This is a genomic window from Streptomyces sp. 2131.1, from assembly GCF_900105515.1.
GTDB lineage: Bacteria > Actinomycetota > Actinomycetes > Streptomycetales > Streptomycetaceae > Streptomyces > Streptomyces drozdowiczii.
The window spans coordinates 5,477,413-5,499,310 of sequence record NZ_FNSY01000001.1 but is presented as its reverse complement, the minus strand read 5'-3'; the positions used below and the strand labels follow the sequence as shown (position 1 = coordinate 5,499,310).

Here is a 21,898-nt window from a genome sequence, read left to right as displayed (position 1 = left end):
ACCTAACCGGACCGGGGGCGCGCGGGCGAACCGGTCTCAGCGTCCGGGCGTCGCGCCGCCGGGACCGGCCCGGCGGGCACGGGCAGTCGCCGCGCGGCGAGCACCGCGCAGCCCGCCAGACCCGCCAGGACCGCACAGGCGGGCCAGAGCAGTGCTGGGGCGGTGGCGTAGAGGGCGCCGCCGAGGGGCGGGGCGAGGACCTGGCCGCTGATGGAGGCGCCCGCGTACAGGCTCTGGAAGCGGCCCTGCGCGTGCGGGGGCGCCTGGTCGGCGACGTAGGCCGTGGCGGTGGTCTTGTACAGGATCTCGCCGAGGGTCAGGGAGACCATCATCAGGACGGCGAACGCGGCCCCGGCGCCGGGGATCAGCAGCGCGTACCCCGCACCGACGAACAGCAGCCCGGTGCCGACGATGCCCAGCGGCGCGCGGGCCCGAAGGGCGTGGGCGGCGGGCAGTTCCAGGCAGAGGATGACCCCGCCGTTCACGGCAATGAGCCAGCCGTAGAACGCGGTGCCGTGGCCGTGGTCCGCGAGGAAGACCGGCAGGGTGGAGTACTGCTGGCGGTAGACCAGGTCCACGCAGACGATCGCGGCGAGCAGCACCGGCACGGCGGGCCCGGCCCGCAGTTCGCGCCACAGCCCCGGGGTGCCGGGCGGCGGGGGCGCGGGGCGGGAGTGCGCGGTGCCCCGGGCGGGGAGGATGCGGGCCGCGTAGCAGGCGAAGAGCAGGGTGCCCGCGCCGTCGACGAGGAACAGCCAGTCGTACGAGAAGCGGGCGGCGATCAGGGCGCCGAGGGGCGGTCCCACGGTGAAGCCGCCGTTGGAGGCGAAGCGGGTCAGGGCGAAGCTCTGGCGCCGCCGTCCGCCGGGCACGGAGACGGCCACCAGGGCGGAGTTCGCGGCGCGCACCACGCCGGTGGCGTACTGGGCGAGCGGCAGGACCGCGTACAGCGCGGGGAGCGGCAGCACCGGCAGGGCGACGAGCACGGCCCCGCCGACGCAGGCGCCGAGCAGCAGCATCCGGCGGTGTCCGTAGCGGTCGCCGAACCAGCCGCCGGTGAAGTTGCCCGCGACCAGGCCGACGCCGCCGATGCCGGTGAGCAGCCCGGCCTGGGGGACGGAGAGCCCGCGAGGGCCCGTCAGATAGACGAAGAGGTAGACGAAGGTGAAGCTGACCATCGCGTTGAAGAACGCCCCGAAGGCCAGCAGCCGCACCGTGCGCGGAACGCCCGTCAGCATCCCCATCCCCACACCCTCCCCAGTGGAACCCGAGTGAGTTCCTTTTGGGAACCGACTATGGCAGCATGCGTTCCGCAGGTCAACGCGGCCCGATGGAGTTGAATGACAGCCCCGACGACCGAGGAGGCCCCATGCCCCAGCGCCTCAGCCAGGCCGACGCCGACTGCGCCATCGCACAGGCGCTCGACGTGGTCGGTGACTGGTGGACTCTGCTGATCGTGCGGGACACCGCGCGCGGGGTGCACCGGTTCGACGCGCTCCAGCGGGAACTGGGCGTCTCCCGGAAGGTCCTCACCGAACGGCTGAGGCTGCTGGTCGACGCGGGGGTCCTGACCCGCGAGCCGTACCAGGAGCGGCCGGTGCGCCACGAGTACCGGCTGACCCCGCGCGGCCGCGCCCTGCTGCCGGTACTGATCGCGCTCCAGGACTGGGGCGACGCCTGGGTGATGGGAGACGGGGAGACGATGGCGACCACGCAGGAGTCCTCGCGGGAGGCCGCACGGGTGCACGCGCTGCGGGGCACGCGCGTACCGGAACTGACCCTGCCGGGCGCCGACGGCAGCCGGCGCGACCCGGTGGCCGCCACCCCGTACACCGTCCTGTACTTCTTCCCCGGGGCCTACGCCCGCCAGGAGTCCTATCCCCCGGGCTGGTCCGGCATCCCGGGCGCCCGTGGCTGCACGCTCGAATCGTGCACCTACCGCGACCGGCTGGCCGACTTCACTGCGGCGGGCGCGAGCGTGCACGGCGTCTCCACGCAACGCCCGGACGAGCAGGCGGCGTTCGCCGAGGCCGAGCGGCTGCGCTTCCCGCTCCTCTCCGACGCGGACCTGGAGCTGACCGCCGCGCTTCGCCTCCCCACCTTCCGCGCCGGCGGGGCCGCCCGCGCCAAGCGGCTGACCCTGGTGGTGGACCGGGAGCGCACGGTCCGCGAGGTGCTGTACCCGGTCACGGACATCGAGGACAGCGTGCGGGCCGCCCTGGCGGCGGTGCGGGACGTGGACGGCCGCTGACCGCGCGGGACTTCCTCAGCCCGCGACCCGGCCCAGCATCTCGCGCGCGTACGCCTCGTCGTAGGCGCCGCCCGTGAGCAGCACCTGGATGCAGATGCCGTCCATCAGGGCGACCAGGGCGCGTGCGGTGGCCGGGTCCGTGCGCGGGTGGAGCAGGGCGGCCACGCCGTCGGTCCACTCGGCGGCGACCGGGCGGAGCGCGGGCCTGCGCAGGGCGGCGAGATAGAGCTCGTACTCCAGCTCGGCCCGGCCGCGCCCGCCCTCGAAGAACACCCCCAGCAGCCGGGCGAGTTCGGCCGCGAGATCGGCGTCCGGGTCGGCGAGGGCGCGGCTGTCGCGCAGGACGGCGGCGAAGTTCTCGTTGGTCCTGCGCAGGGCGGCGATCAGCAGCTCGTCGAGGGAGGCGAAGTGGTACGTCGTCGAGCCCAGCGGCACATCGGCCTCGGCGGCGACGGAGCGGTGGCTGAGCCCGGCGATGCCCCGCTCGCCGACCACCCGGATCGCCGCGTCGATGATCCGGGAGCGCCGCTCGGGGTCGTACCGCCGTGCCATCAGTGCGCCCCGCCGAGGTTGAGCACCACCACGCCGGCGATGACGAGCAGCACACCGAGCGCCTTGAGGGGACTGGCGGACTCCCCGAGGAAGACCATGCCGATGAGGGCCACGGCGGCGGTGCCGACGCCCGCCCAGATCGCGTAGGCGGTGCCGACGGACAGGGTCTTGAGGGTCTGGGCGAGCAGGGAGAAGGCCAGCAGATAGCCGGCGACGGTGATCAGTGAGGGCCAGAGCCGGGTGAATCCCTCGCTGTACTTCATGGCGGTCGTCCCCGCCACCTCCGCCGCGATGGCCGCGGCGAGCAGTCCGTATCCCATGTGTACAAGTGTACGCAACGTCTGCTCGCACACGGCCGGATCCGCCGGAATCCCGTGACGCTACCGTGGTTCGTCCAGTACATGATCGACGGACCGACGGAGCAGCAGTGGCGCAGGACGCAGGGTGGGGCGGCGGGGCCCATGGAGGCGCGCCGTACGGGGGATCTCCGGGGCCGTCCGGGTGGGGTGGCTGGGGCGGGGGCTGGATGCCGCCGAAGCCCGGGGTGATACCCCTGGGGCCGCTGAGGGTCGGGGACATATTCGGTGGCGCCTTCTCCACCCTGGGCCGCTACGGCAAGCAGCTGCTCGCGGTGGGCGCGGCCCTGTACGGCGGCGCGCTGCTCGTGATGGTCACGGCGGTCCTCATCGCGTACTCGGCCGTCTCGGACCATCTGCACCGGCTGTTCGAGCTGAGCGAGTACGAGGACCCCGCCGCGCGTGACCTGACCCCGGTGATCACCGCGTTCGGCGTGGTCGCGGTGCTCGGGTTCCTCTCGATGGTGGTGGCCTCGGCCGTGGTCTGCGCAGCGGTGCCGGCGGCCCTGCAGGAGGCGGTGCTGGGCCGGCCGACGACCTTCTCGGCGATCTGGCGGCGGGCCTGGGCGCGGATGCCCGCGGTGGTCGGCGCGCTCCTGCTGACCGCGCTGATCACCATGGTGCCGCTGCTGCTGGGCCTGGGCGCGCTCATCGCCGGAATCGTCGGCGCGGTCGCCGTGGACAGCGACGGGGGCTCGCCGGCGCTGGTCGTGGCGGGCGTGGCCTGCTTCCTCGGGTTCCTGCCGGTGGCCACCTGGCTCTGGGTGAGGTTCTCGCTCGCCCCGTCGGCGGTCGTCTTCGAGAACCAGGGCCCGCTGGCCTCGCTGCGCCGATCGGTCACGCTGGTGCGCGGCGCCTGGTGGCGCGTCTTCGGTACGACGCTGCTGGCGGGCGTCATGGCCACCGTGGCGAGCTACCTCATCCAGATCCCGTTCACGTTCCTCGGCATGTTCACCAGCATGCTGGGCTCGGTCAACCTCGATGAGCACTCCGGCCCCGCCGCGATCATCACCGCGATGAGCGGGTACCTCGTGCTGGTGCTGCTCGGCCAGATGGTGAGCCAGCTGGTCGTGGCTGTGTTCCCGCCGCTGGTGACCGGGCTGCTCTACGTGGACCGGCGCATCCGCACCGAGAACCTGGGCCCGGTGCTTGCCGAGGCCGCCGCCGTACCGCCGCAGTACACGGCGTAGCGGCCCCGCGCGCCCGGCTCAGTCGGTGAGCGTCCCCTTCGGGCGCAGTACGCAGAACTCGTTGCCCTCCGGGTCGGCCAGCACCACCCACGTCACGTCCGACGGCTGGCCGACCTCGATGCGCCGGGCGCCGAGCCCGATCAGCCGCTCGACCTCGGCGGCCTGGTCGTCCGGGCTCAGGTCGATGTGCAGCCGGTTCTTGACCGCCTTGTCCTCGGGCACGGGCAGGAAGCAGATACCGGGCAGCGCGTTCTCGTCGGCACCGATGACGATCTCGTTCTCGTCCTCGTAGAGCACCCGCCAGTCCAGGGCGGCGCACCAGAAGCGGGCCTGGGCGGGCAGATCGTGGGCGTCGACGGCGAGCTGGTAGAAGCGCAGGGTCATGGCCCCCAGTCTGCCCGTCGGCGCCCCGCCGCACGGCCGCGACATCCGGCACGCGTCGCCAACAGCATTTGGCTCGAAGCCGCTTGATTGCATGTGGGAATCGGGAATGATGGCACGCGTGTACGGGCCCGGACAACCCGGAGGCGGGGCCGGGCCCGTGGGGACAGGGGACACACGGGGAGGGCGCAGTGACGTCTACGCACATGCAGTTGAACCACCTTCAGGTGGATGTACCGGCGGGCGGGCAGGGGCCCGGCACATCGGCGGACCTGAGGACGAGCAAGAGGGCGTGGGTCCAGGCGGGCGACGCCACGAAGGGCCTCGCCGCGCCGATCGGTTCGGCGCTGACGAAGCTCAAGGAGGGGCAGGCGGAGCTGGGCGAGGTGCCCGGCTGCCGGAGCGTGGCGGCCCAGCAGGAGCTGTACACCTCCTGGCACGCGTACGTGGAGAAGGTCCGCAAGCGCTGCACGTCCCTGGGCGGGCTCCTCGCCTCTTCGGGCCATGACCTCGCGAAGCCCGACGAGTCGCTGAAAGCCGAGCTGGACGCGATGAAGGGCACGTACAAGGACACCCCGGCCGTCGGCGGTCGGTCGAAGGGGGCGTGATCCGGGCGCATGGATCTCGCGACGCTGCAGGCGCTTAAGCCCTCGGAATTCGAGAACGCCGCGGACCGATACCGGGCGACGGCCGCGATGGCCGACGCGGCGAAGGACACCGTCGACAACCAGATATCCGCGGGGATACGCAACCAGCTGAAGGGCGCGACGGCCACGGCCGCCCTGCGCGAACTGGCCGCGGTGTCGGGGAACTTCCAGTACGTGCAGACCGAGTGCGGGCTCGTGAGCACCGCGCTGAACGGCTTCGCCTTCGACATGGCCTCGGCCAAACGGAAGCTGGAGGCGGCGATCGAGGACGCGCGCGCGGACCACTGCACGGTGCACGCGGACGGTTCGGTCGGCTACCCGGCGGGCCGGAAGCCGGGCGAGGACAAGGACACCGCGGGCGGCACCGTCACCGGCAGCGCCGGGAGCGACCCGACGGCCGACGCCCTGGAGCGCCAGGCGGCGAACATCCACCCGAACCCGTACTACGGCGTGGCCATCGAGTACGCCGACCGGATAGCGGACGCCCTGCGGGAAGCCACCGAGGCCGACGCGAAGTGGGAGCCGAAGCTCCGCGCCCTCCGCGCCGACGACGACCTCGTCGTCTCGGACCGGGACTGGACGGACGTGACCTCCGACCGGGGCGGGGTGACCGACGCCGCCGGCACCTACCTGGACAGCATCAAGCCCCCGCCGAGGGAAGCCACCCCCGAGGAGAGCGCGGCGTGGTGGAAGGGCCTCACTCCGGAACAGCAGGCCGACTACCTGGCGGTCCACCCGAACGCCATCGGAGCGATGAACGGCCTCCCGTCCGACATCCGCGACGACGCGAACAGAATGGTCCTGGACGAGACGAGGGCGCAATACCAGCTCGACCTGAACACCATTCCGAAAGAGCCGGTCAAATACGCCCCCAACACCAATGGCAGCTATCCCGCCGCGGTCATCACCGCGGAGTGGCGGCAGTGGAACGACAAGTACGGCGCCAAGAAGGACAGACTCGAGGGCGCGCTCAAGGGAATGCAGGCCATCCAGGACCGCTTCGACCGCACGGGCGAGAAGGGGCTTCCCGAGGCGTATCTGCTCGGCTTCGACCCCACCGGCCTCGGGGACGGGAGAATCATTCTCGCCAACGGAAACCCTGACACGGCGGATCACGTGGGCGTCTGGGTCCCCGGCACGAAGGCGAGCCTGGAATCCAGCGGTGGGGACCTGGGCCGCGCCGAAAAGCTCTGGGCCGAAAGCCACCGCATGGCCCGGGGAAAGGACGTATCCACCATCCTGTGGCTCGACTACAACGCGCCGGACAATGTGCTTCCCCAGGCGACACGCGGGGAGTACGCAGTGGAGGGCGGCCCGAGGCTCCACGACTTCCTGGAGGGGAACAGAGTCGCACAACAGGCCGCCGACGGGACTCGCTCGCACACGACTGTCCTCGGGCACAGCTACGGCAGCACGGTCGTCGGCGTCTCGGCCCAGTCGGGGTCCTGGCAGGACCTCAAGGCCGCCGATGACTACGTCTTCGCGGGCAGTCCCGGCGTCCAGGCCGATCACGCCGGAGACCTGGGCGTCAGAGGCAACCATGTATGGGCCATGGGTGCCGACTCATGGGACGACGACATGGTCCGAGAGGGGGGCCGATTCATGGGGCTCGGCGACAACTTGGCCATCCCCACCGACAAATCCTTCGGCGGGATGATCATGAAAAGCGATGCTTCAGGACACACGGGATTCTATGACGAGGACTCCATCAGTCTACGCAATCAGGCGGCTGTCATCGTCGGCGCATACGGCAAGGTGAAACTTGAATAGGCGAACTCTCGGACAGGGATTCATTATCGCTATATGCGCGCTTACGGTGGCGTGTTCGGGAGAGGAAAAGACTATGGAGACACGGGACAAGGACACCGTGATAGCGGAGGTCGAGAGGGCATCCAGCCGGATCCTCGAACTGATCGACGTCAAGGGGTCGCCCTCAGAGCCCGGGGCGATGACGATGCCCTGCTCGGACGACTATCACCAGGAAGACCCCTACTACGCGTACCACCCGTGGAGCATTTACAAGGCACCCTTCGCCGAGCTGAAAAAAGGCATGAACCGCCTGAGGGTCGCACTTCCGAAGAACGGCTGGACCATCACCAAGGACGGCAAGGACGGCACCATCGGCAACAGTCCGCAGATCGTCGCCGAGTCCAATGACCATGCCCTCCTGCTCGACGTAAGGCTGCACGAGGAAGTCAAGGCCGAAGATTCACCGGCCATGCTGGAGGTCTCTGTCAAGTCACGCTGCTACCGCGTGCCGGCCACCCCGGCGACACCGGAGGAACAGCCCCCCAACATGTGGCGTCCCTGATGCCGAGCCGCCCCCGACGGATTCGCGGCGGCCAGGTATTCGCCGTCGCCATATGCGCACTGACGGTGGCATGTTCGGCAACAGGGGCTCCGATGGAAACACGGGACAAGGATGCCGCGGTGGCGGATGTCGAGCAGGCATCCAGCCGAATTCTCGAGATCATCAATGTCAAGGGAAAAGCCACGGAGCCGGGGGCGCTGACGATGCCCTGCTCGGACGACGACCGCGAGGAAGAGCCCTACTACGCCTACCACCCCTGGAGTCTCTATGAGGCGCCGTTCCCCGAGCTGGAGAAAGGCATGAACCGCCTGCGGACCGGGCTCCCGAAGGACGGCTGGAAGATCACGAAGGACGGCATGGACGGCTCGATCGGCAATAGCCCGCAGATCGTCGCCGAGTCCGAGAAGCGGCGGGTCATGGTCGACATAAGGCTCTACAAAGAGGTCAAGTCCCAGAAAACCCCAGCCATGCTGTCGGTCACGGTCCAATCGCGCTGCTACCACTTGCCGGCCACCCCGGCGACAACGGAGGAACAGCCCCCCGACATGTGGCACCCGTAACGCCGAACGGCCCCCGGCACGATCGCCGGGGGCCGTTCACCTTCGTACGCGGAACGCGGACGCTCAGACGTTGAAGCCAAGCGCGCGCAGCTGCTCGCGGCCGTCGTCCGTGATCTTGTCCGGGCCCCACGGCGGCATCCAGACCCAGTTGATCCGGAGCTCGTTGACGATGCCGTCCGTCGCGGACTTCGCCTGGTCCTCGATGACGTCGGTCAGCGGACAGGCCGCGGACGTCAGGGTCATGTCGAGGGTGGCGATGTTGGCGTCGTCGATGTGGATGCCGTAGATCAGCCCCAGGTTGACGACGTCGATGCCCAGCTCTGGGTCGACCACGTCGTACAGCGCTTCGCGGACCTCCTCCTCGGAGGCGGGCTTGGTCGTCACGGTCTCGTTGTCGCTCATGCGGTCTTCCCTTCGGACAGCGCCTGCGCCGTCGCGTCCTTCCACGCCATCCAGCTCAGCAGCGCGCATTTCACCCGGGCCGGGTACTTGGAGACGCCGGCGAACGCGACCGCGTCCTCCAGCACCTCCTCCATCGCGTCGTCGGGCTCCAGCTGCCCCTTCGACTGCATCAGCTCCAGGAACGCGGCCTGGATCTTCTGCGCCTCGCCCAGCTCCTTGCCGACCAGCAGCTCGTTCAGTACGGAGGCGCTGGCCTGGCTGATGGAGCAGCCCTGGCCCTCGTAGCTCACATCGGCGATGGTCTCGCCGTCGTACCGCACCCGCAGCGTGATCTCGTCACCGCACGTCGGATTGACGTGATGCACCTCGGCGTCGCCGTCCCGCAGGCCGCGCCCATGGGGGTGCTTGTAGTGGTCCAGGATCACTTCCTGGTACATGGAATCAAGCTTCACGAGTCAATCCCCAGCCGCTCTAACCGAAAAAGTTCCGGACGTGTTCCAGGCCGTCCACCAGGGCGTCGACCTCGGCGGGCGTGGAGTACAGATAGAACGACGCTCGCGTCGTCGCAGGAATTCCGTACCGCAGGCAGACCGGGCGGGCGCAGTGGTGGCCGACCCGGACCGCGATGCCCTGTTCGTCCAGCACCTGCCCCACGTCGTGCGGGTGGATGTCGCCGAGCGTGAAGGAGATCGTCGCGCCGCGGTCCTCCGCGGTGGCCGGGCCGATGATCCGGAGGTCCGGCACCTCCAGGAGCCGCTTCACCGCGTAGGCGGTGATGGCCTGCTCATGGCGGTGGATGTTCTCCATGCCGATCGCCGAGAGGTAGTCCACGGCCGCGCCGAGGCCGACGGCCTGGGCGATCGGGGGCGTACCGGCCTCGAACTTGTGCGGCGCGGGAGCGTACGTCGACGAGTGCATCGACACGGTCTCGATCATCTCGCCACCGCCGAGGAACGGGGGCAGGTCCTCCAGGAGTTCCTGCCGTCCCCAGAGCACGCCGATGCCGGTCGGGCCGACCATCTTGTGACCGGTGAAGGCCACGAAGTCGGCCTGGAGCGCCTGCACGTCGAGCACCATGTGCGGGGCCGCCTGGGAGGCGTCGACGCAGACGAGCGCACCGACCTCCTGGGCGCGGCGGACGATCTGCTCGACCGGGTTGTGGGTGCCCATGATGTTCGAGACCAGCGTGAAGGAGACGATCTTCGTCTTCTCGGTGATGATCTCGTCGATGTTGGACAGGTCGAGCCGGCCGTCGTCGGTGATGCCGAACCACTTCAGCTTCGCGCCCGTGCGCTGCGAGAGCAGCTGCCAGGGAACGATGTTGGAGTGGTGCTCCATCTCCGTGGTGACGATCTCGGTCTCGTGGTCGACCCGGTAGGGCTCATCGGCCCAGCCGAGCATGTTGGCCACGAGGTTGAGCGACTCCGAGGCGTTCTTCGTGAAGATGACCTCGTCGCGGCTGGGCGCGTTGATGAAGGCGGCGACCTTGTCACGGGCGCCCTCGTACAGCGCCGTGGCCTCCTCCGCGATCGTGTACACACCGCGGTGCACGTTTGCGTTGTGCCGCTCGTAGTACTCGTTGAGGGCGTCGAGAACCTGGCGCGGCTTCTGCGAGGTCGCGGCACTGTCCAGGTAAACGATCTTCTTCCCGTCGTGGACCGTGCGGTCCAGAAGGGGGAAGTCCTTACGGATCGCCTCGGTGTCGAGGAGGCCCGGCAGCTGTGTCACTCGGAAGCGCCACCCTTCACGTACGCCTCGTAGCCCTCGTTCTCCAGCTTGTCGGCCAGCTCGGCGCCGCCGGACTCGGCGATCCGTCCGTTGGCGAAGACGTGCACGAAGTCGGGCTTGATGTACCGGAGAATCCGGGTGTAGTGCGTGATCAGCAGGGTGCCGACCTCGCCGCTCTCGCGGACCCGGTTGACGCCCTCGGAGACGATCCGCAGCGCGTCGACGTCCAGACCGGAGTCGGTCTCGTCGAGGATGGCGACCTTCGGCTTGAGGAGCTCCAGCTGAAGGATCTCGTGGCGCTTCTTCTCACCGCCGGAGAAGCCCTCGTTGACGTTGCGCTCGGCGAAGGACGGGTCCATCTGGAGTTCCGCCATCGCCTCCTTGACCTCCTTCACCCAGGTACGCAGCTTGGGGGCCTCGCCGCGGACGGCGGTGGCGGAGGTGCGCAGGAAGTTGGAGACCGAGACACCGGGGATCTCGACCGGGTACTGCATGGCGAGGAACAGGCCGGCGCGGGCCCGCTCGTCGACGGACATCTCCAGGACGTCCTCGCCGTCCAGGGTCACCGTGCCGCTGGTGATCGTGTACTTGGGGTGACCGGCCAGCGAGTAGGCGAGGGTGGACTTGCCGGACCCGTTGGGGCCCATGATGGCGTGGGTCTCGCCCTGCTTCACGGTCAGGTCGACGCCCTTGAGGATCTCCTTCGTGGCGTTGTCGGCCTCGACGGTGACGTGCAGGTCGCGGATTTCAAGCGTTGCCATGGGTGACTCAGGACTCCTGGGTGACGGAGACGAGCACATCGTCCCCTTCGATCTTGACGGGGTATACGGGGACGGGGCGCGTCGCGGGAAGGCCGGACGGCTTGCCGGTGCGGAGGTCGAAGCTGGAACCGTGCAGCCAGCACTCGATCGAGCAGTCCTCGACCTCGCCCTCGGACAGCGAGACGTTCGCGTGCGAGCAGATGTCGTTGATCGCGAACACCTCGCCCTCGGTGCGGACGACGGAGACCGGCGTGCCGTCGAGCTCCACCCGCTTGGGGGTGTCGTCCTCCAGCTCGCTCAGCGCGCAGGCTTTCACGAAGGCCATCAGACCGACGCCTCCAGCTCGGCCTCGATCTTGTCGAGCAGCCGGGCCTCGACGTCGGGCAGGCCGATCTGCTGGACCAGCTCGGCGAAGAAGCCGCGCACGACGAGGCGGCGGGCCTCCTCGGCGGGGATGCCGCGGGACTGGAGGTAGAACAGCTGCTCGTCGTCGAAGCGGCCGGTCGCGGAGGCGTGGCCGGCGCCGACGATCTCGCCGGTCTCGATCTCCAGGTTCGGCACCGAGTCGACCCGCGCACCGTCGGTCAGAACCAGGTTGCGGTTCATCTCGTAGGTGTCGGTGCCCTCGGCCGCGGCCTGGATGAGCACGTCGCCGATCCACACCGCGTGCGCCTCGTCGCCCTGGAGCGCGCCCTTGTAGGCCACGTTGGACTTGCAGTGCGGGGTGTTGTGGTCGACCAGGAGGCGGTGCTCCTGGTGCTGGCCCTTGTCGGTGAAGTACAGGCCGAACAGCTCGGCCTCGCCACCGGTGCCCGCGTACGCGATCCGGGGGTGCAGCCGGACCACGTCGCCGCCGAAGGTGACGACGACGGACTTGAACGAGGCGTCCCGGCCGACCAGCGCGTTGTGCTGGCCGACGTGGACGGCGCGCTCGTCCCAGTCCTGCACGGAGACGACGGTCAGCTTGGCGCCGTCGCCCAGGACGTAGTCGACGTTGGCGGCGAGCACCGCGTCACCCGTGTGGTCGATGACGACGACGGCCTCGGCGAAGGCGCCCAGCTCCACGACCTGGTGGCCGTAGGCGACACCGCCCTCGCCGTGCACGGCGATCCGGATCGGCTCGGTGAGCACGGCCTCCTTCGGGACCGTCACGACGTGGGCCCGCTCGAAGGACGAGTAGGCCTGCGCGGCAACCCGGTCCACCGGCTTGCCGGCCTTGCCGAGCCGGGCGTCGTCGCGGCCGACGGTCTCGACCGTGACGCCCTCGGGGGCCTCGATCGCGACCTTCACACCGCTGCCGGTGGCGACGGCGGTGCCGTCGTGCAGGCCGCGCAGCCGCTCCAGCGGGGTGAACCGCCACTCCTCCTCGCGGCCGTGCGGGACGGGGAAGTCCGCTACGTCGAAGGACGGGGGTGCGCTCATGCGCGTGGCGACGGTCGACTCCGCGGCCACCGCGATGGAACCGGCGGTGGTGGACCCCGCGGGGATGTTCTGAGCCTCAGCCATGGCTGTCGTAGTGCTCGCTTTCTCGGTCGGACAGGTGTCGGGGGGACTCGGGGGCCGGCCCTTCCGGGCCGGCCTCGGCGGCACTAGCCGACCGAGCCCTCCATCTGCAGCTCGATCAGCCGGTTGAGCTCCAGGGCGTACTCCATCGGGAGCTCCTTGGCGATCGGCTCGACGAAGCCGCGCACGATCATCGCCATGGCCTCGAACTCGGTCATGCCGCGGCTCATCAGGTAGAAGAGCTGGTCCTCGGAGACCTTGGAGACGGTCGCCTCGTGGCCCATCGACACGTCGTCCTCGCGGACGTCGACGTACGGGTACGTGTCGGAGCGGGAGATCGTGTCGACGAGCAGCGCGTCGCACAGCACGTTGGACTTCGCGCCCGGCGCGCCCTCGCCGATCTCGATCAGACCGCGGTACGAGGTGCGGCCGCCGCCTCGCGCCACCGACTTGGAGACGATGTTGGACGAGGTGTTCGGGGCCATGTGGACCATCTTGGCGCCGGCGTCCTGGTGCTGGCCCTCGCCCGCGAAGGCGATGGACAGGGTCTCGCCCTTGGCGTGCTCGCCCATCAGGTAGACGGCCGGGTACTTCATGGTGACCTTGGAGCCGATGTTGCCGTCGACCCACTCCATGGTCGCGCCCTCGTAGGCCACGGCGCGCTTGGTGACCAGGTTGTAGACGTTGTTCGACCAGTTCTGGATCGTCGTGTAGCGGCAGCGGCCGCCCTTCTTCACGATGATCTCGACGACCGCGGAGTGCAGCGAGTCGGAGGAGTAGATCGGGGCCGTGCAGCCCTCGACGTAGTGGACGTAGGCGTCCTCGTCGACGATGATCAGCGTCCGCTCGAACTGGCCCATGTTCTCCGTGTTGATACGGAAGTAGGCCTGGAGCGGGATGTCGACGTGGACACCCTTGGGCACGTAGATGAAGGAGCCGCCGGACCACACGGCCGTGTTCAGCGACGCGAACTTGTTGTCGCCGACCGGGATGACGGTGCCGAAGTACTCCTTGAAGAGCTCCTCGTGCTCCTTCAGCGCGGTGTCGGTGTCGACGAAGATGACGCCCTGCTCCTCCAGGTCCTCGCGGATCTGGTGGTAGACGACCTCGGACTCGTACTGCGCGGCGACACCGGCGACGAGGCGCTGCTTCTCCGCCTCCGGGATGCCGAGCTTGTCGTACGTGTTCTTGATGTCCTCGGGCAGGTCGTCCCAGGAGGCGGCCTGCTTCTCCGTCGAGCGGACGAAGTACTTGATGTTGTCGAAGTCGATGCCCGACAGGTCCGAGCCCCAGTTCGGCATCGGCTTCTTGCCGAAGAGCTTGAGGCCCTTGAGCCGCAGCTTCAGCATCCACTCGGGCTCGTTCTTCTTCTCCGAGATGTCGCGGACGACGGCCTCGGAGAGGCCGCGCTTGGCCGCCGCGCCTGCCGCGTCGGAGTCGGCCCAGCCGAATTCGTACGTGCCCAGGCCATCGAGCTCAGGGTGGGCAGTCTCCGTGGGGAGCGTCATTCGGGGTTCCTCCCGGCCGTGCTTGCAGATGCTGAATCGGTGGTCTGTGGGGTGGGGTGTCCGCTGCGCGGAATGTACGTCGTGCACACCCCGTCGCCGTGGGCGATGGTGGCCAGACGCTGCACATGGGTCCCCAGGAGGCTGGAGAAGATCTCCGTCTCCGCCTCGCACAGCTGCGGGTACTGCTCGGCGACGTGTGCGACCGGGCAGTGGTGCTGGCACAGCTGCTCACCCTGCTGCGGGCCCGGCGCGCTGCGCGCCGTAGCAGCGTACCCGTCGGCGGTCAGCGCCTTGGCCAGCGCCTCCGTACGGGCCTCGGGGTCCGCGGCGTCGATCGCCGCGCGGTAGGCCGCCGACTGCTCGGCGGTCCTGGCCCGGGCGAATGCCATGACCGCTTCGTCGCCCGCGGTCTCGGCGATCCAGCGCAGGGCGTCCGCGGCGAGCGAGTCGTAGGACTGGTCGAAGGCGTCCCGGCCGCAGTCGGTGAGGGCGAACACCTTGGCCGGACGGCCCCGGGTCCGCGCCCCGTACACCCGCTTCTCGCGGGCCTCGACGACGCCGTCGCAGGCGAGGGCGTCGAGGTGGCGCCGGACGGCGGCCTGGGTGAGGCCCAGGCGCTTCGCCAGCTCCGCGACCGTGGACGGGCCGTGGTCCAGGATGGACCGCGCGACACGGTTGCGCGTCGAGCGCTCACCGGTCGCGAGTTCCTCCTGAGGAGCCTCGCCCGCGTATTTCACAACGCCATTGTTGCGTAATTCATCCGGCTCTGACAACCACGGTCCGAAACGATCAACGGTGCCTTTCATCACTTAGGGTTACCTAATCAAGCCCCGGGGCAGGGCGTTCGCGGGCCGCTGCCTAGACTCGTCTGCCATGAACAGCGAGCCCCGCCCGGCCGTCCGGATCAGCGGCCTGGTGAAGCGGTACGGCGACAAGACCGCGGTGGACGGCCTCGACCTGGAGATCCCGGCCGGCGCGGTGACCGCCGTGCTCGGCCCCAACGGCGCCGGCAAGACCACCACCATCGAGACCTGCGAGGGCTACCGCCGCCCGGACCGCGGGACGGTCCGGGTCCTGGGCCTCGACCCCGTCGCAGACGCCGCGCGGCTGCGCCCCCGGATCGGGGTGATGCTCCAGTCGGGCGGGATCTACTCCGGCGCCCGCGCCGACGAGATGCTCCGCCACATGGCGAAGCTGCACGCCCACCCGCTCGACGTCGGCGCCCTGATCGAACGCCTCGGCCTCGGCTCCTGCGGCCGCACCACCTACCGCAGGCTCTCCGGCGGACAGCAGCAGCGCCTCGCCCTGGCCATGGCCGTCGTCGGCCGGCCCGAGCTGGTCTTCCTGGACGAGCCCACCGCGGGCCTCGACCCGCAGGCCCGCCGCTCCACCTGGGACCTCGTCCGGGAACTGCGCGCCGACGGCGTGAGCACCGTGCTCACCACCCACTTCATGGACGAGGCCGAGGAGCTGGCCGACGAGGTCGCCGTCATCGACGCCGGCCGCATCGTCGCCCAGGGCTCCCCCGAGGCCCTGTGCCGCGGCGGCGCCGAGAACACCCTGCGCTTCACCGGCCGCCCCGGGCTCGACCTCGGCTCGCTGCTCAAGGCGCTCCCGGACGGCACCGAGGCCGCCGAGCTGAGCACCGGCGCCTACCGCATCACCGGCGGCATCGACCCCCAGCTGCTGGCCACCGTCACCTCCTGGTGCGCGCAGCACGGTGTGATGCCCTCCGGCATCTCCGTGGAGCGCCACACCCTGGAGGACGTCTTCCTCGAACTGACCGGCAAGGAGCTGCGCGCATGAGCGCCGGTACGTACACCCCCCGGCCGGGCGCCGCCCCGCTGCCGCGCATGATCGCCGCGCAGACCGCGCTGGAGACGCGGATGCTGCTGCGCAACGGCGAGCAGTTGCTGCTGACCGTGGTCATCCCGACGCTGCTGCTCGTGCTGTTCAGCTCCGTGGACATCGTGGACACCGGCGCGGGCGAGGCGGTCGACTTCCTGGCGCCCGGCGTGCTGGCGCTGGCCGTGATGTCGACGGCCTTCACCGGACAGGCCATCGCCACCGGGTTCGAGCGGCGCTACGGCGTGCTCAAGCGCCTCGGCGCGTCGCCGCTGCCCCGGTGGGCGCTGATGACCGCGAAGACCCTGTCCGTGCTGGTAACCGAGGTCCTCCAGGTGGTCCTGCTGACGGTGATCGCGTTCGCGCTGGGCTGGTCGCCGCACGGCAACCCCCTCTCCGTGCTGCTGCTCCTGGTGCTGGGGACCGCCGCGTTCTCCGGGCTCGGGCTGCTGATGGCCGGGACGCTGAAGGCCGAGGCGACACTCGCCGCCGCCAACCTGGTGTTCCTGCTGCTGCTGGTGGGCGGCGGGGTCATCGTGCCGCTGGAGAAGTTCCCGGACGCGGTGCAGTCGGTGCTGGGACTGCTGCCCGTCGCGGCCCTCTCGGACGGGCTGCGGGACGTCCTCCAGCACGGCGCCGGAATGCCGTGGGGCGACCTGGGCATCCTCGCGGTCTGGACGGTGCTGGGGCTCGGCGCGGCGGCCCGCTTCTTCCGCTGGGAGTGAGCCGGCGGACGCATTCCGTCGCCGTTACGCGTAACTCGTCCCCCCTGGGAGGCGTCGCGCCGGTCAGGGCGGAAGGCCCCTCGTGAAAGCTTGCACAAGCGGCGCCCTACCATGGTGCGCGTGCCCAAGCTGACCCGAGCCGAAGTCGCTCAAGCCCTGCGCAACCCGCTGCTGTACATCGCCGAGCGCTGGACGCCCCAGCCGCGGACGGTGCGCCGCGCGGCCATGTCCGCCGTCGTGATGGCCGTCGTCATCGTCGTGACCGGCGGCGCCGTCCGGCTGACCGGCTCCGGCCTCGGCTGCCCGACCTGGCCCAAGTGCACCGACGAGAGCCTGACGGCGACGAGCGCGATGGGCTTCCACGGAGCCATCGAGTTCGGCAACCGCATGCTCACGTACGTGCTGTGCGCGGCGGTCGGCTGGGCGATCATCGCGGCCCGCTCCGCGAAGCCCTGGCGGCGCAGCGTCACCCTGCTCGGCTGGGTCCAGTTCTGGATCGTGATGGGCAACGCGGTGCTCGGCGGCATCGTGGTGCTCGTCGGGCTGAACCCGTACACCGTGGCGGCGCACTTCCTGCTGTCCACCGCGCTGCTCACGGTCGCCCTGACGACCTGGCAGCGGACCCGTGAGGGCGACGAGGCGCCGCGCCCGCTGGTCGGCAAGGCGGTCGCGCAGCTGGCCTGGCTGCTGGCCGTCGCGGCGGGGCTCCTGATCGCCGTGGGCACGGTGGTCACGGGTGCCGGGCGGCACGCGGGCGACTCCAGCGACGTCCACCGCATCCCGATCGACTGGAAGACGGTCGCCCAGCTGCACGCCGACCTGGCGTGGGTCGTGGTGGCGCTGACGGTCGCGCTCTGGTTCGTCCTGAAGGCCGTGGACGCGCCGGTCGGACCGCTGCACCGGACACGTGAGCTGTTCCTGATCCTGATGGCGCAGGGTGTCATCGGCTATGTGCAGTACTTCACCGACACCCCGGAGATCCTGGTCGGGCTGCACATGCTCGGCTCGTGCCTGGTGTGGATCGGGGTCGTACGCGTCATGCTGTCGCTGCGGGAGCGGCCGGTGGCGGTGGCCCGGGTGCCGGAGCCGGTGGTCGAGCAGGCGGAGCCCGCCGCGGCCGGCTGAGCCGGGCGGCACACGGACAATGGACCGGGGCCCCCGCTCCGACGGCGCAGAGCCGTGGAGCGGGGGCCCCGGTCCGTTTCGGTTCTCAGGCCTTGTTCGACGGGCCGCCGACCTGGATGCCGGCCATCCGGGACCACTCGTACGGGCCCGTGTGCACCTTCGCCGCGAACTCGCCGTCGAAGGACTCGTGCAGGGTGATCCCGGACTTCTGCGCGGCGCTCTCGGCGATCTCGTACGAGGGGGCGACCAGATCGCCCCAGCCGCCGTCCTCGCCCACCAGGACGATGCGCGCGCCCATCTGCCCGAGGTAGGCGACCTGCCCCTCGGCGCCGCCGTGGGCCTTCGCGAAGGCCCCGATCTGCTTGGCCAGCCGGGCCGCCCTGCGCTCCGCGCGCGCCGCCCGCCTGCCGTCCACCTGGGTCTCAGCCGTCTCAGCTGCCGTGTCTGCCATGGACAGGATGCTACCGGCGGGTAGATCAACCGGCGACGGGCGGGGAGCGTGGCTTGTGCCACGCTCCCCGCCCGTCGGCCGGAAAGGGGTCCTACCGGAGGAAGGGGTCCACCGCCACGGCCACGAACAGCAGCGAGACGTAGGTGATCGACCAGTGGAACAGCCGCATCTCCTTGAGCTTCGCGCCCGTCACGCCGGCCTTGGCCCTGCTGAGCAGCGCGTGCGCCTCCCAGAGCCAGAAGCCGCCGGTGAGCAGCGCCACGGCCGTGTAGAACCAGCCGGTGTAGCCCAGCGGGGTGAGCAGCAGCGAGACGGCGACCATCACCCAGCTGTAGGCGACGATCTGGCGGGCGACCACCCGGTTGGACGCGATGACCGGGAGCATCGGGACGCCGACGCGCGCGTAGTCGTCCTTGACCTTCATGGACAGCGGCCAGTAGTGCGGCGGCGTCCAGAAGAAGATGACGGCGAAGAGGATCACCGCGGCCCAGGACATCTCGTTCGTCACGGCGGACCAGCCGATGAGGACCGGCATGCAGCCCGCGATGCCCCCCCAGACGATGTTCTGCGCGGTGCGGCGCTTCAGCAGCATCGTGTAGACCACGACGTAGAAGAGCAGGGCTCCCAGCGAAAGCGCCGCCGACAGCCAGTTGACGAGCAGCCCGAACCAGACCGTCGAGACCACCGCGAGGGTGATGCCGAACGCCAGGCACTCGCGCGGGCTCACCATGCCGGTGACCAGCGGGCGCTGCGCCGTACGGTCCATCAGCGCGTCGATGTCGCGGTCGATGTACATGTTCAGTGCATTGGCACCGCCGGCGGACAGATAGCCGCCGATGGTGGTAGTGAGCACGAGCCACAGGTCGGGTACACCCTGAGCGGCCAGGAACATCACCGGAACAGTGGTGATCAGCAACAGCTCGATGATCCGAGGCTTGGTCAGTGCCACGAATGCCTTGACACGGGCCCCGAATGGGCGTTGGCCCCCTGGGCTCGGAGTCAAGGCGACCCCTGCGGGTCGGGACTCGACGGCCGTCACGCACACCCCTGACAGAGAAATCCCAGCAAGCTCCGGGCGTGAGGGCCCAGTGAAGACTTGCGCGAACCCGACCACTGTAGACGTTGGGGACAGGCCGCCCTTCGCGGGGGTGGGGTCGTGTTGATGTGGCGCGGACGGCCGCCGCGACCCTTCTCGTACGCACGAGTGACGCACTGGTGTCGCAGCGCTCGCGCGGATCGCTTCCGGGGGCCTCGCAACCGCGCTCCGGGCCGCTCTTCGGAGCGCCCAGGAGTGGGTCCGCGCGCTCATCGGAGAAGCCCATCGGTGAGCCCTTCCGCTCATACGGGAGGCGGATTCCGCGGGCCGCCCGCACCCTGGTAGGAGCCGGAAATCACGGGTCCGGACGGGGGTAGGCTCGACAGCATCCGGTGCGGTCGAAGTCACCGGTCTACAACAGTTGGAGAGGAGCCCTGACTCAGGGTGAGCACCAAGCCGACCACCACAGACCTCCAGTGGACCGAATTGGACCAGCGGGCCGTGGACACCGTCCGCGTCCTCGCCGCGGACGCCGTACAGAAAGTCGGAAACGGCCACCCGGGTACGGCCATGAGCCTGGCTCCCGCCGCGTACACCATCTTCCAGAAGGTGATGCGGCACGACCCCGCGGACGCGGAGTGGACCGGCCGCGACCGGTTCGTGCTCTCGGCGGGCCACAGCAGCCTGACCCTGTACATCCAGCTCTACCTGGCCGGCTACGGCCTGGAGCTCGATGACCTGAAGTCGTTCCGCACCTGGGGCTCCAAGACCCCGGGGCACCCCGAGTACGGCCACACCACCGGTGTGGAGACGACGACCGGCCCGCTGGGCCAGGGTGTCGCCAACGCGGTGGGCATGGCCATGGCCGCCCGCTACGAGCGCGGTCTGTTCGACCCGGAGGCCGCCCCCGGCACCTCCCCCTTCGACCACATGGTGTGGGTCGTCGCCGGTGACGGCTGCCTCCAGGAGGGCATCTCGGCCGAGGCGTCCTCCCTGGCCGGCCACCAGAAGCTCGGCAACCTGGTCCTGCTGTGGGACGACAACCACATCTCCATCGAGGGCGACACGGAGACCGCGGTCTCCGAGGACACCGTCAAGCGCTACGAGGCGTACGGCTGGCACGTCCAGCGCGTCGACCAGCTGCCCAACGGCGACCTGGACCCCGAGGGCCTCTACAACGCGCTGCTGGCCGCCAAGGCCGAGACCGAGCGCCCGTCGTTCATCGCGGCCCGCTCGATCATCGCCTGGCCCGCCCCGCACGCCCAGAACACCGAGGCCTCGCACGGCTCGGCGCTCGGCGACGACGAGGTCGCCGCGACCAAGAGGGTGCTCGGCTTCGACCCGGAGAAGAGCTTCGAGGTCCCCGACGAGGTCATCGCGCACACCCGCGCCGCCCTGGACCGCGGCCGCGAGGCCAAGGCCGAGTGGCAGAAGGGCTTCGACGCCTGGCGCGCCGGCAACCCGGAGCGCGCCGCCGACTTCGACCGCATCGCCGCGGGCGAGCTGCCCAAGGGCTGGGAGGACAGCCTCCCGGTCTTCGAGACCGGCAAGGGCGTCGCCACCCGCGCCGCGTCCGGCAAGGTGCTCCAGGCGCTCGGCGGGATCATCCCCGAGCTGTGGGGCGGCTCCGCCGACCTGGCCGGCTCGAACAACACCACGATCGACAAGACGTCGTCGTTCCTCCCGGCGGGCAACCCGCTGCCGGAGGCCGACCCGTACGGCCGCACGGTCCACTTCGGCATCCGCGAGCACGCCATGGCCGCCGCGATGAACGGCATCGCGCTGCACGGCAACACCCGCATCTACGGCGGCACCTTCCTGGTGTTCTCCGACTACATGCGCAACGCCGTGCGCCTGTCCGCGCTGATGCACCTTCCGGTGACCTACGTGTGGACGCACGACTCGATCGGCCTCGGCGAGGACGGCCCGACCCACCAGCCGGTGGAGCACCTGGCCTCGCTGCGCGCCATCCCGGGCCTCAACGTCGTGCGCCCGGCCGATGCCAACGAGACCGCCATCGCCTGGCGCGAGATCCTGCGCCGCTACACCAAGGTGTTCGGCAAGGGCGCCCCGCACGGTCTGGCGCTGACCCGCCAGGGCGTGCCGACGTACGAGGCGAACGAGGACGCGGCCAAGGGCGGATACGTGCTCTTCGAGGCCGAGGGCGGCCAGCCGCAGGTCGTGCTGATCGGCACGGGCTCCGAGGTCCAGCTCGCCGTGGAGGCGCGCGAGGAGCTCCAGGCGGCCGGAATTCCGACCCGTGTGGTGTCGATGCCGTGTGTCGAGTGGTTCGAGGAGCAGGAACAGGGTTACAAGGACAGCGTTCTGCCGCCGTCGGTCAAGGCCCGTGTGGCCGTGGAAGCGGGCATCGGCCTGACCTGGCACCGGTACGTCGGCGACGCCGGCCGGATCGTGTCGCTGGAGCACTTCGGCGCTTCGGCGGACGCCAAGGTCCTGTTCCGGGAGTTCGGCTTCACCGGCGAGCACGTCGCCGAGGCCGCCCGGGAATCCCTCGCCGCCGCCACGCGCTGACGCCGTTATACGACTAGTAGGAGATGCATTTCTC

Annotated in this window: 24 protein-coding genes; 10 read left to right on the top strand and 14 right to left on the bottom strand. The window is 70.0% G+C overall.

Features of this window, described 5'->3' with window-relative positions:
- Positions 1–2: 2 nt before the first annotated feature.
- Positions 3–1,244, bottom strand: a complete 1,242-nt coding sequence (locus BLW14_RS24705; protein ID WP_093709373.1) for an MFS transporter — start codon at positions 1,242–1,244, stop codon at positions 3–5.
- A gap of 125 nt (positions 1,245–1,369) precedes the next feature.
- Here BLW14_RS24705 and BLW14_RS24700 point away from each other — a divergent pair, with 125 nt between their 5' ends.
- The gene (locus tag BLW14_RS24700) at positions 1,370–2,251 is read left to right on the top strand and encodes a winged helix-turn-helix transcriptional regulator (protein ID WP_093709372.1); all 882 of its coding nucleotides are present in this window, start codon (positions 1,370–1,372) and stop codon (positions 2,249–2,251) included.
- 15 nt (positions 2,252–2,266) lie between these two features.
- On the opposite strand, the gene BLW14_RS24695 is transcribed toward BLW14_RS24700, so the two are convergent.
- A complete protein-coding gene (locus BLW14_RS24695; RefSeq protein ID WP_093709371.1) occupies positions 2,267–2,803 on the bottom strand; it encodes a TetR/AcrR family transcriptional regulator in 537 nt (178 codons plus the stop codon).
- Entirely contained in the window at positions 2,803–3,123 is a 321-nt protein-coding gene (locus tag BLW14_RS24690) for a DMT family transporter (protein ID WP_093709370.1), read from the bottom strand. Before BLW14_RS24690 ends, BLW14_RS24695 begins: the two co-directional genes overlap by 1 nt.
- Positions 3,124–3,329: 206 nt before the next feature.
- Between BLW14_RS24690 and BLW14_RS24685 the strand changes: the two genes are divergently transcribed.
- On the top strand, positions 3,330–4,349 hold the full coding sequence (locus tag BLW14_RS24685) for a DUF7847 domain-containing protein (protein WP_177154090.1): 1,020 nt from the start codon (positions 3,330–3,332) through the stop codon (positions 4,347–4,349).
- Positions 4,350–4,367: 18 nt separating this feature from the next.
- On the opposite strand, the gene BLW14_RS24680 is transcribed toward BLW14_RS24685, so the two are convergent.
- Positions 4,368–4,733, bottom strand: a complete 366-nt coding sequence (locus BLW14_RS24680; RefSeq protein ID WP_093709369.1) for a VOC family protein — start codon at positions 4,731–4,733, stop codon at positions 4,368–4,370.
- A 188-nt stretch (positions 4,734–4,921) separates the two neighbouring features.
- Here BLW14_RS24680 and BLW14_RS24675 point away from each other — a divergent pair, with 188 nt between their 5' ends.
- From BLW14_RS24675 to BLW14_RS24660, 4 genes are all read left to right on the top strand, one after another.
- Complete coding sequence (locus tag BLW14_RS24675; RefSeq protein ID WP_093709368.1) at positions 4,922–5,338, top strand: hypothetical protein; 417 nt, start codon at positions 4,922–4,924, stop codon at positions 5,336–5,338.
- Between the two features lie 9 nt (positions 5,339–5,347).
- Complete coding sequence (locus tag BLW14_RS24670; RefSeq protein ID WP_093709367.1) at positions 5,348–7,147, top strand: alpha/beta hydrolase; 1,800 nt, start codon at positions 5,348–5,350, stop codon at positions 7,145–7,147.
- Positions 7,148–7,220: 73 nt separating this feature from the next.
- Entirely contained in the window at positions 7,221–7,688 is a 468-nt protein-coding gene (locus tag BLW14_RS24665) for a hypothetical protein (protein WP_093709366.1), read from the top strand.
- A 92-nt stretch (positions 7,689–7,780) separates the two neighbouring features.
- Complete coding sequence (locus BLW14_RS24660; protein ID WP_177154089.1) at positions 7,781–8,248, top strand: hypothetical protein; 468 nt, start codon at positions 7,781–7,783, stop codon at positions 8,246–8,248.
- A gap of 63 nt (positions 8,249–8,311) precedes the next feature.
- On the opposite strand, the gene BLW14_RS24655 is transcribed toward BLW14_RS24660, so the two are convergent.
- The 8 genes from BLW14_RS24655 to BLW14_RS24620 form a co-directional block, all read right to left on the bottom strand.
- Positions 8,312–8,650 carry a metal-sulfur cluster assembly factor gene (locus BLW14_RS24655; RefSeq protein WP_018104628.1) on the bottom strand — a complete coding sequence of 113 codons (339 nt, stop codon included), beginning with the start codon at positions 8,648–8,650 and terminating at the stop codon, positions 8,312–8,314.
- Positions 8,647–9,102, bottom strand: coding sequence for a Fe-S cluster assembly sulfur transfer protein SufU (gene sufU / locus BLW14_RS24650; protein WP_073968341.1), 456 nt, complete (start codon positions 9,100–9,102; stop codon positions 8,647–8,649). Before sufU ends, BLW14_RS24655 begins: the two co-directional genes overlap by 4 nt.
- Positions 9,103–9,121: 19 nt before the next feature.
- Positions 9,122–10,378, bottom strand: coding sequence for a cysteine desulfurase (locus BLW14_RS24645; RefSeq protein ID WP_018518835.1), 1,257 nt, complete (start codon positions 10,376–10,378; stop codon positions 9,122–9,124).
- Positions 10,375–11,139, bottom strand: coding sequence for a Fe-S cluster assembly ATPase SufC (gene sufC / locus BLW14_RS24640; RefSeq protein ID WP_093709364.1), 765 nt, complete (start codon positions 11,137–11,139; stop codon positions 10,375–10,377). Before sufC ends, BLW14_RS24645 begins: the two co-directional genes overlap by 4 nt.
- Before the next feature lie 7 nt (positions 11,140–11,146).
- A complete protein-coding gene (locus BLW14_RS24635) occupies positions 11,147–11,464 on the bottom strand; it encodes a bifunctional 3-phenylpropionate/cinnamic acid dioxygenase ferredoxin subunit (protein ID WP_018555702.1) in 318 nt (105 codons plus the stop codon).
- Positions 11,464–12,645 carry a Fe-S cluster assembly protein SufD gene (sufD, locus tag BLW14_RS24630; RefSeq protein ID WP_018518832.1) on the bottom strand — a complete coding sequence of 394 codons (1,182 nt, stop codon included), beginning with the start codon at positions 12,643–12,645 and terminating at the stop codon, positions 11,464–11,466. The genes BLW14_RS24635 and sufD overlap by 1 nt, the downstream gene beginning before the upstream one ends.
- A gap of 83 nt (positions 12,646–12,728) precedes the next feature.
- Positions 12,729–14,150, bottom strand: coding sequence for a Fe-S cluster assembly protein SufB (gene sufB / locus BLW14_RS24625; RefSeq protein WP_093709363.1), 1,422 nt, complete (start codon positions 14,148–14,150; stop codon positions 12,729–12,731).
- On the bottom strand, positions 14,147–14,887 hold the full coding sequence (locus BLW14_RS24620) for a helix-turn-helix transcriptional regulator (protein WP_093709362.1): 741 nt from the start codon (positions 14,885–14,887) through the stop codon (positions 14,147–14,149). Before BLW14_RS24620 ends, sufB begins: the two co-directional genes overlap by 4 nt.
- 136 nt (positions 14,888–15,023) lie before the next feature.
- Here BLW14_RS24620 and BLW14_RS24615 point away from each other — a divergent pair, with 136 nt between their 5' ends.
- From BLW14_RS24615 to BLW14_RS24605, 3 genes are all read left to right on the top strand, one after another.
- Complete coding sequence (locus BLW14_RS24615; RefSeq protein ID WP_093709361.1) at positions 15,024–15,956, top strand: ABC transporter ATP-binding protein; 933 nt, start codon at positions 15,024–15,026, stop codon at positions 15,954–15,956.
- Positions 15,953–16,720 carry an ABC transporter permease gene (locus BLW14_RS24610; protein ID WP_093709360.1) on the top strand — a complete coding sequence of 256 codons (768 nt, stop codon included), beginning with the start codon at positions 15,953–15,955 and terminating at the stop codon, positions 16,718–16,720. The genes BLW14_RS24615 and BLW14_RS24610 overlap by 4 nt, the downstream gene beginning before the upstream one ends.
- Positions 16,721–16,831: 111 nt before the next feature.
- Positions 16,832–17,845, top strand: coding sequence for a COX15/CtaA family protein (locus tag BLW14_RS24605; RefSeq protein ID WP_093709359.1), 1,014 nt, complete (start codon positions 16,832–16,834; stop codon positions 17,843–17,845).
- A gap of 85 nt (positions 17,846–17,930) precedes the next feature.
- Here BLW14_RS24605 and BLW14_RS24600 read toward each other — a convergent pair whose 3' ends face one another.
- Together BLW14_RS24600 and BLW14_RS24595 are read right to left on the bottom strand one after the other, a co-directional pair.
- Entirely contained in the window at positions 17,931–18,296 is a 366-nt protein-coding gene (locus BLW14_RS24600) for a hypothetical protein (RefSeq protein WP_093709358.1), read from the bottom strand.
- A 91-nt stretch (positions 18,297–18,387) separates the two neighbouring features.
- Positions 18,388–19,341 carry a heme o synthase gene (locus tag BLW14_RS24595; protein WP_177154087.1) on the bottom strand — a complete coding sequence of 318 codons (954 nt, stop codon included), beginning with the start codon at positions 19,339–19,341 and terminating at the stop codon, positions 18,388–18,390.
- A 435-nt stretch (positions 19,342–19,776) separates the two neighbouring features.
- On the opposite strand from BLW14_RS24595, the gene tkt reads away from it, so the two are divergent.
- Complete coding sequence (gene tkt / locus BLW14_RS24590; protein ID WP_093709357.1) at positions 19,777–21,864, top strand: transketolase; 2,088 nt, start codon at positions 19,777–19,779, stop codon at positions 21,862–21,864.
- The last annotated feature ends 34 nt before the right edge of the window (positions 21,865–21,898 follow it).

Bases quoted from the DNA above. Each gene is read 5' to 3' on its own strand.
- BLW14_RS24705 (WP_093709373.1), bottom strand. From the start codon at position 1,244: ATGGGGATGCTGACGGGCGTTCCGCGCACGGTGCGGCTGCTGGCCTTC.
- BLW14_RS24700 (WP_093709372.1), top strand. From the start codon at position 1,370: ATGCCCCAGCGCCTCAGCCAGGCCGACGCCGACTGCGCCATCGCACAG.
- BLW14_RS24695 (WP_093709371.1), bottom strand. From the start codon at position 2,803: ATGGCACGGCGGTACGACCCCGAGCGGCGCTCCCGGATCATCGACGCG.
- BLW14_RS24690 (WP_093709370.1), bottom strand. From the start codon at position 3,123: ATGGGATACGGACTGCTCGCCGCGGCCATCGCGGCGGAGGTGGCGGGG.
- BLW14_RS24685 (WP_177154090.1), top strand. From the start codon at position 3,330: ATGCCGCCGAAGCCCGGGGTGATACCCCTGGGGCCGCTGAGGGTCGGG.
- BLW14_RS24680 (WP_093709369.1), bottom strand. From the start codon at position 4,733: ATGACCCTGCGCTTCTACCAGCTCGCCGTCGACGCCCACGATCTGCCC.
- BLW14_RS24670 (WP_093709367.1), top strand. From the start codon at position 5,348: ATGGATCTCGCGACGCTGCAGGCGCTTAAGCCCTCGGAATTCGAGAAC.
- BLW14_RS24665 (WP_093709366.1), top strand. From the start codon at position 7,221: ATGGAGACACGGGACAAGGACACCGTGATAGCGGAGGTCGAGAGGGCA.
- BLW14_RS24660 (WP_177154089.1), top strand. From the start codon at position 7,781: ATGGAAACACGGGACAAGGATGCCGCGGTGGCGGATGTCGAGCAGGCA.
- BLW14_RS24655 (WP_018104628.1), bottom strand. From the start codon at position 8,650: ATGAGCGACAACGAGACCGTGACGACCAAGCCCGCCTCCGAGGAGGAG.
- sufC (WP_093709364.1), bottom strand. From the start codon at position 11,139: ATGGCAACGCTTGAAATCCGCGACCTGCACGTCACCGTCGAGGCCGAC.
- BLW14_RS24635 (WP_018555702.1), bottom strand. From the start codon at position 11,464: ATGGCCTTCGTGAAAGCCTGCGCGCTGAGCGAGCTGGAGGACGACACC.
- sufD (WP_018518832.1), bottom strand. From the start codon at position 12,645: ATGGCTGAGGCTCAGAACATCCCCGCGGGGTCCACCACCGCCGGTTCC.
- sufB (WP_093709363.1), bottom strand. From the start codon at position 14,150: ATGACGCTCCCCACGGAGACTGCCCACCCTGAGCTCGATGGCCTGGGC.
- BLW14_RS24615 (WP_093709361.1), top strand. From the start codon at position 15,024: ATGAACAGCGAGCCCCGCCCGGCCGTCCGGATCAGCGGCCTGGTGAAG.
- BLW14_RS24610 (WP_093709360.1), top strand. From the start codon at position 15,953: ATGAGCGCCGGTACGTACACCCCCCGGCCGGGCGCCGCCCCGCTGCCG.
- BLW14_RS24605 (WP_093709359.1), top strand. From the start codon at position 16,832: ATGGTGCGCGTGCCCAAGCTGACCCGAGCCGAAGTCGCTCAAGCCCTG.
- BLW14_RS24600 (WP_093709358.1), bottom strand. From the start codon at position 18,296: ATGGCAGACACGGCAGCTGAGACGGCTGAGACCCAGGTGGACGGCAGG.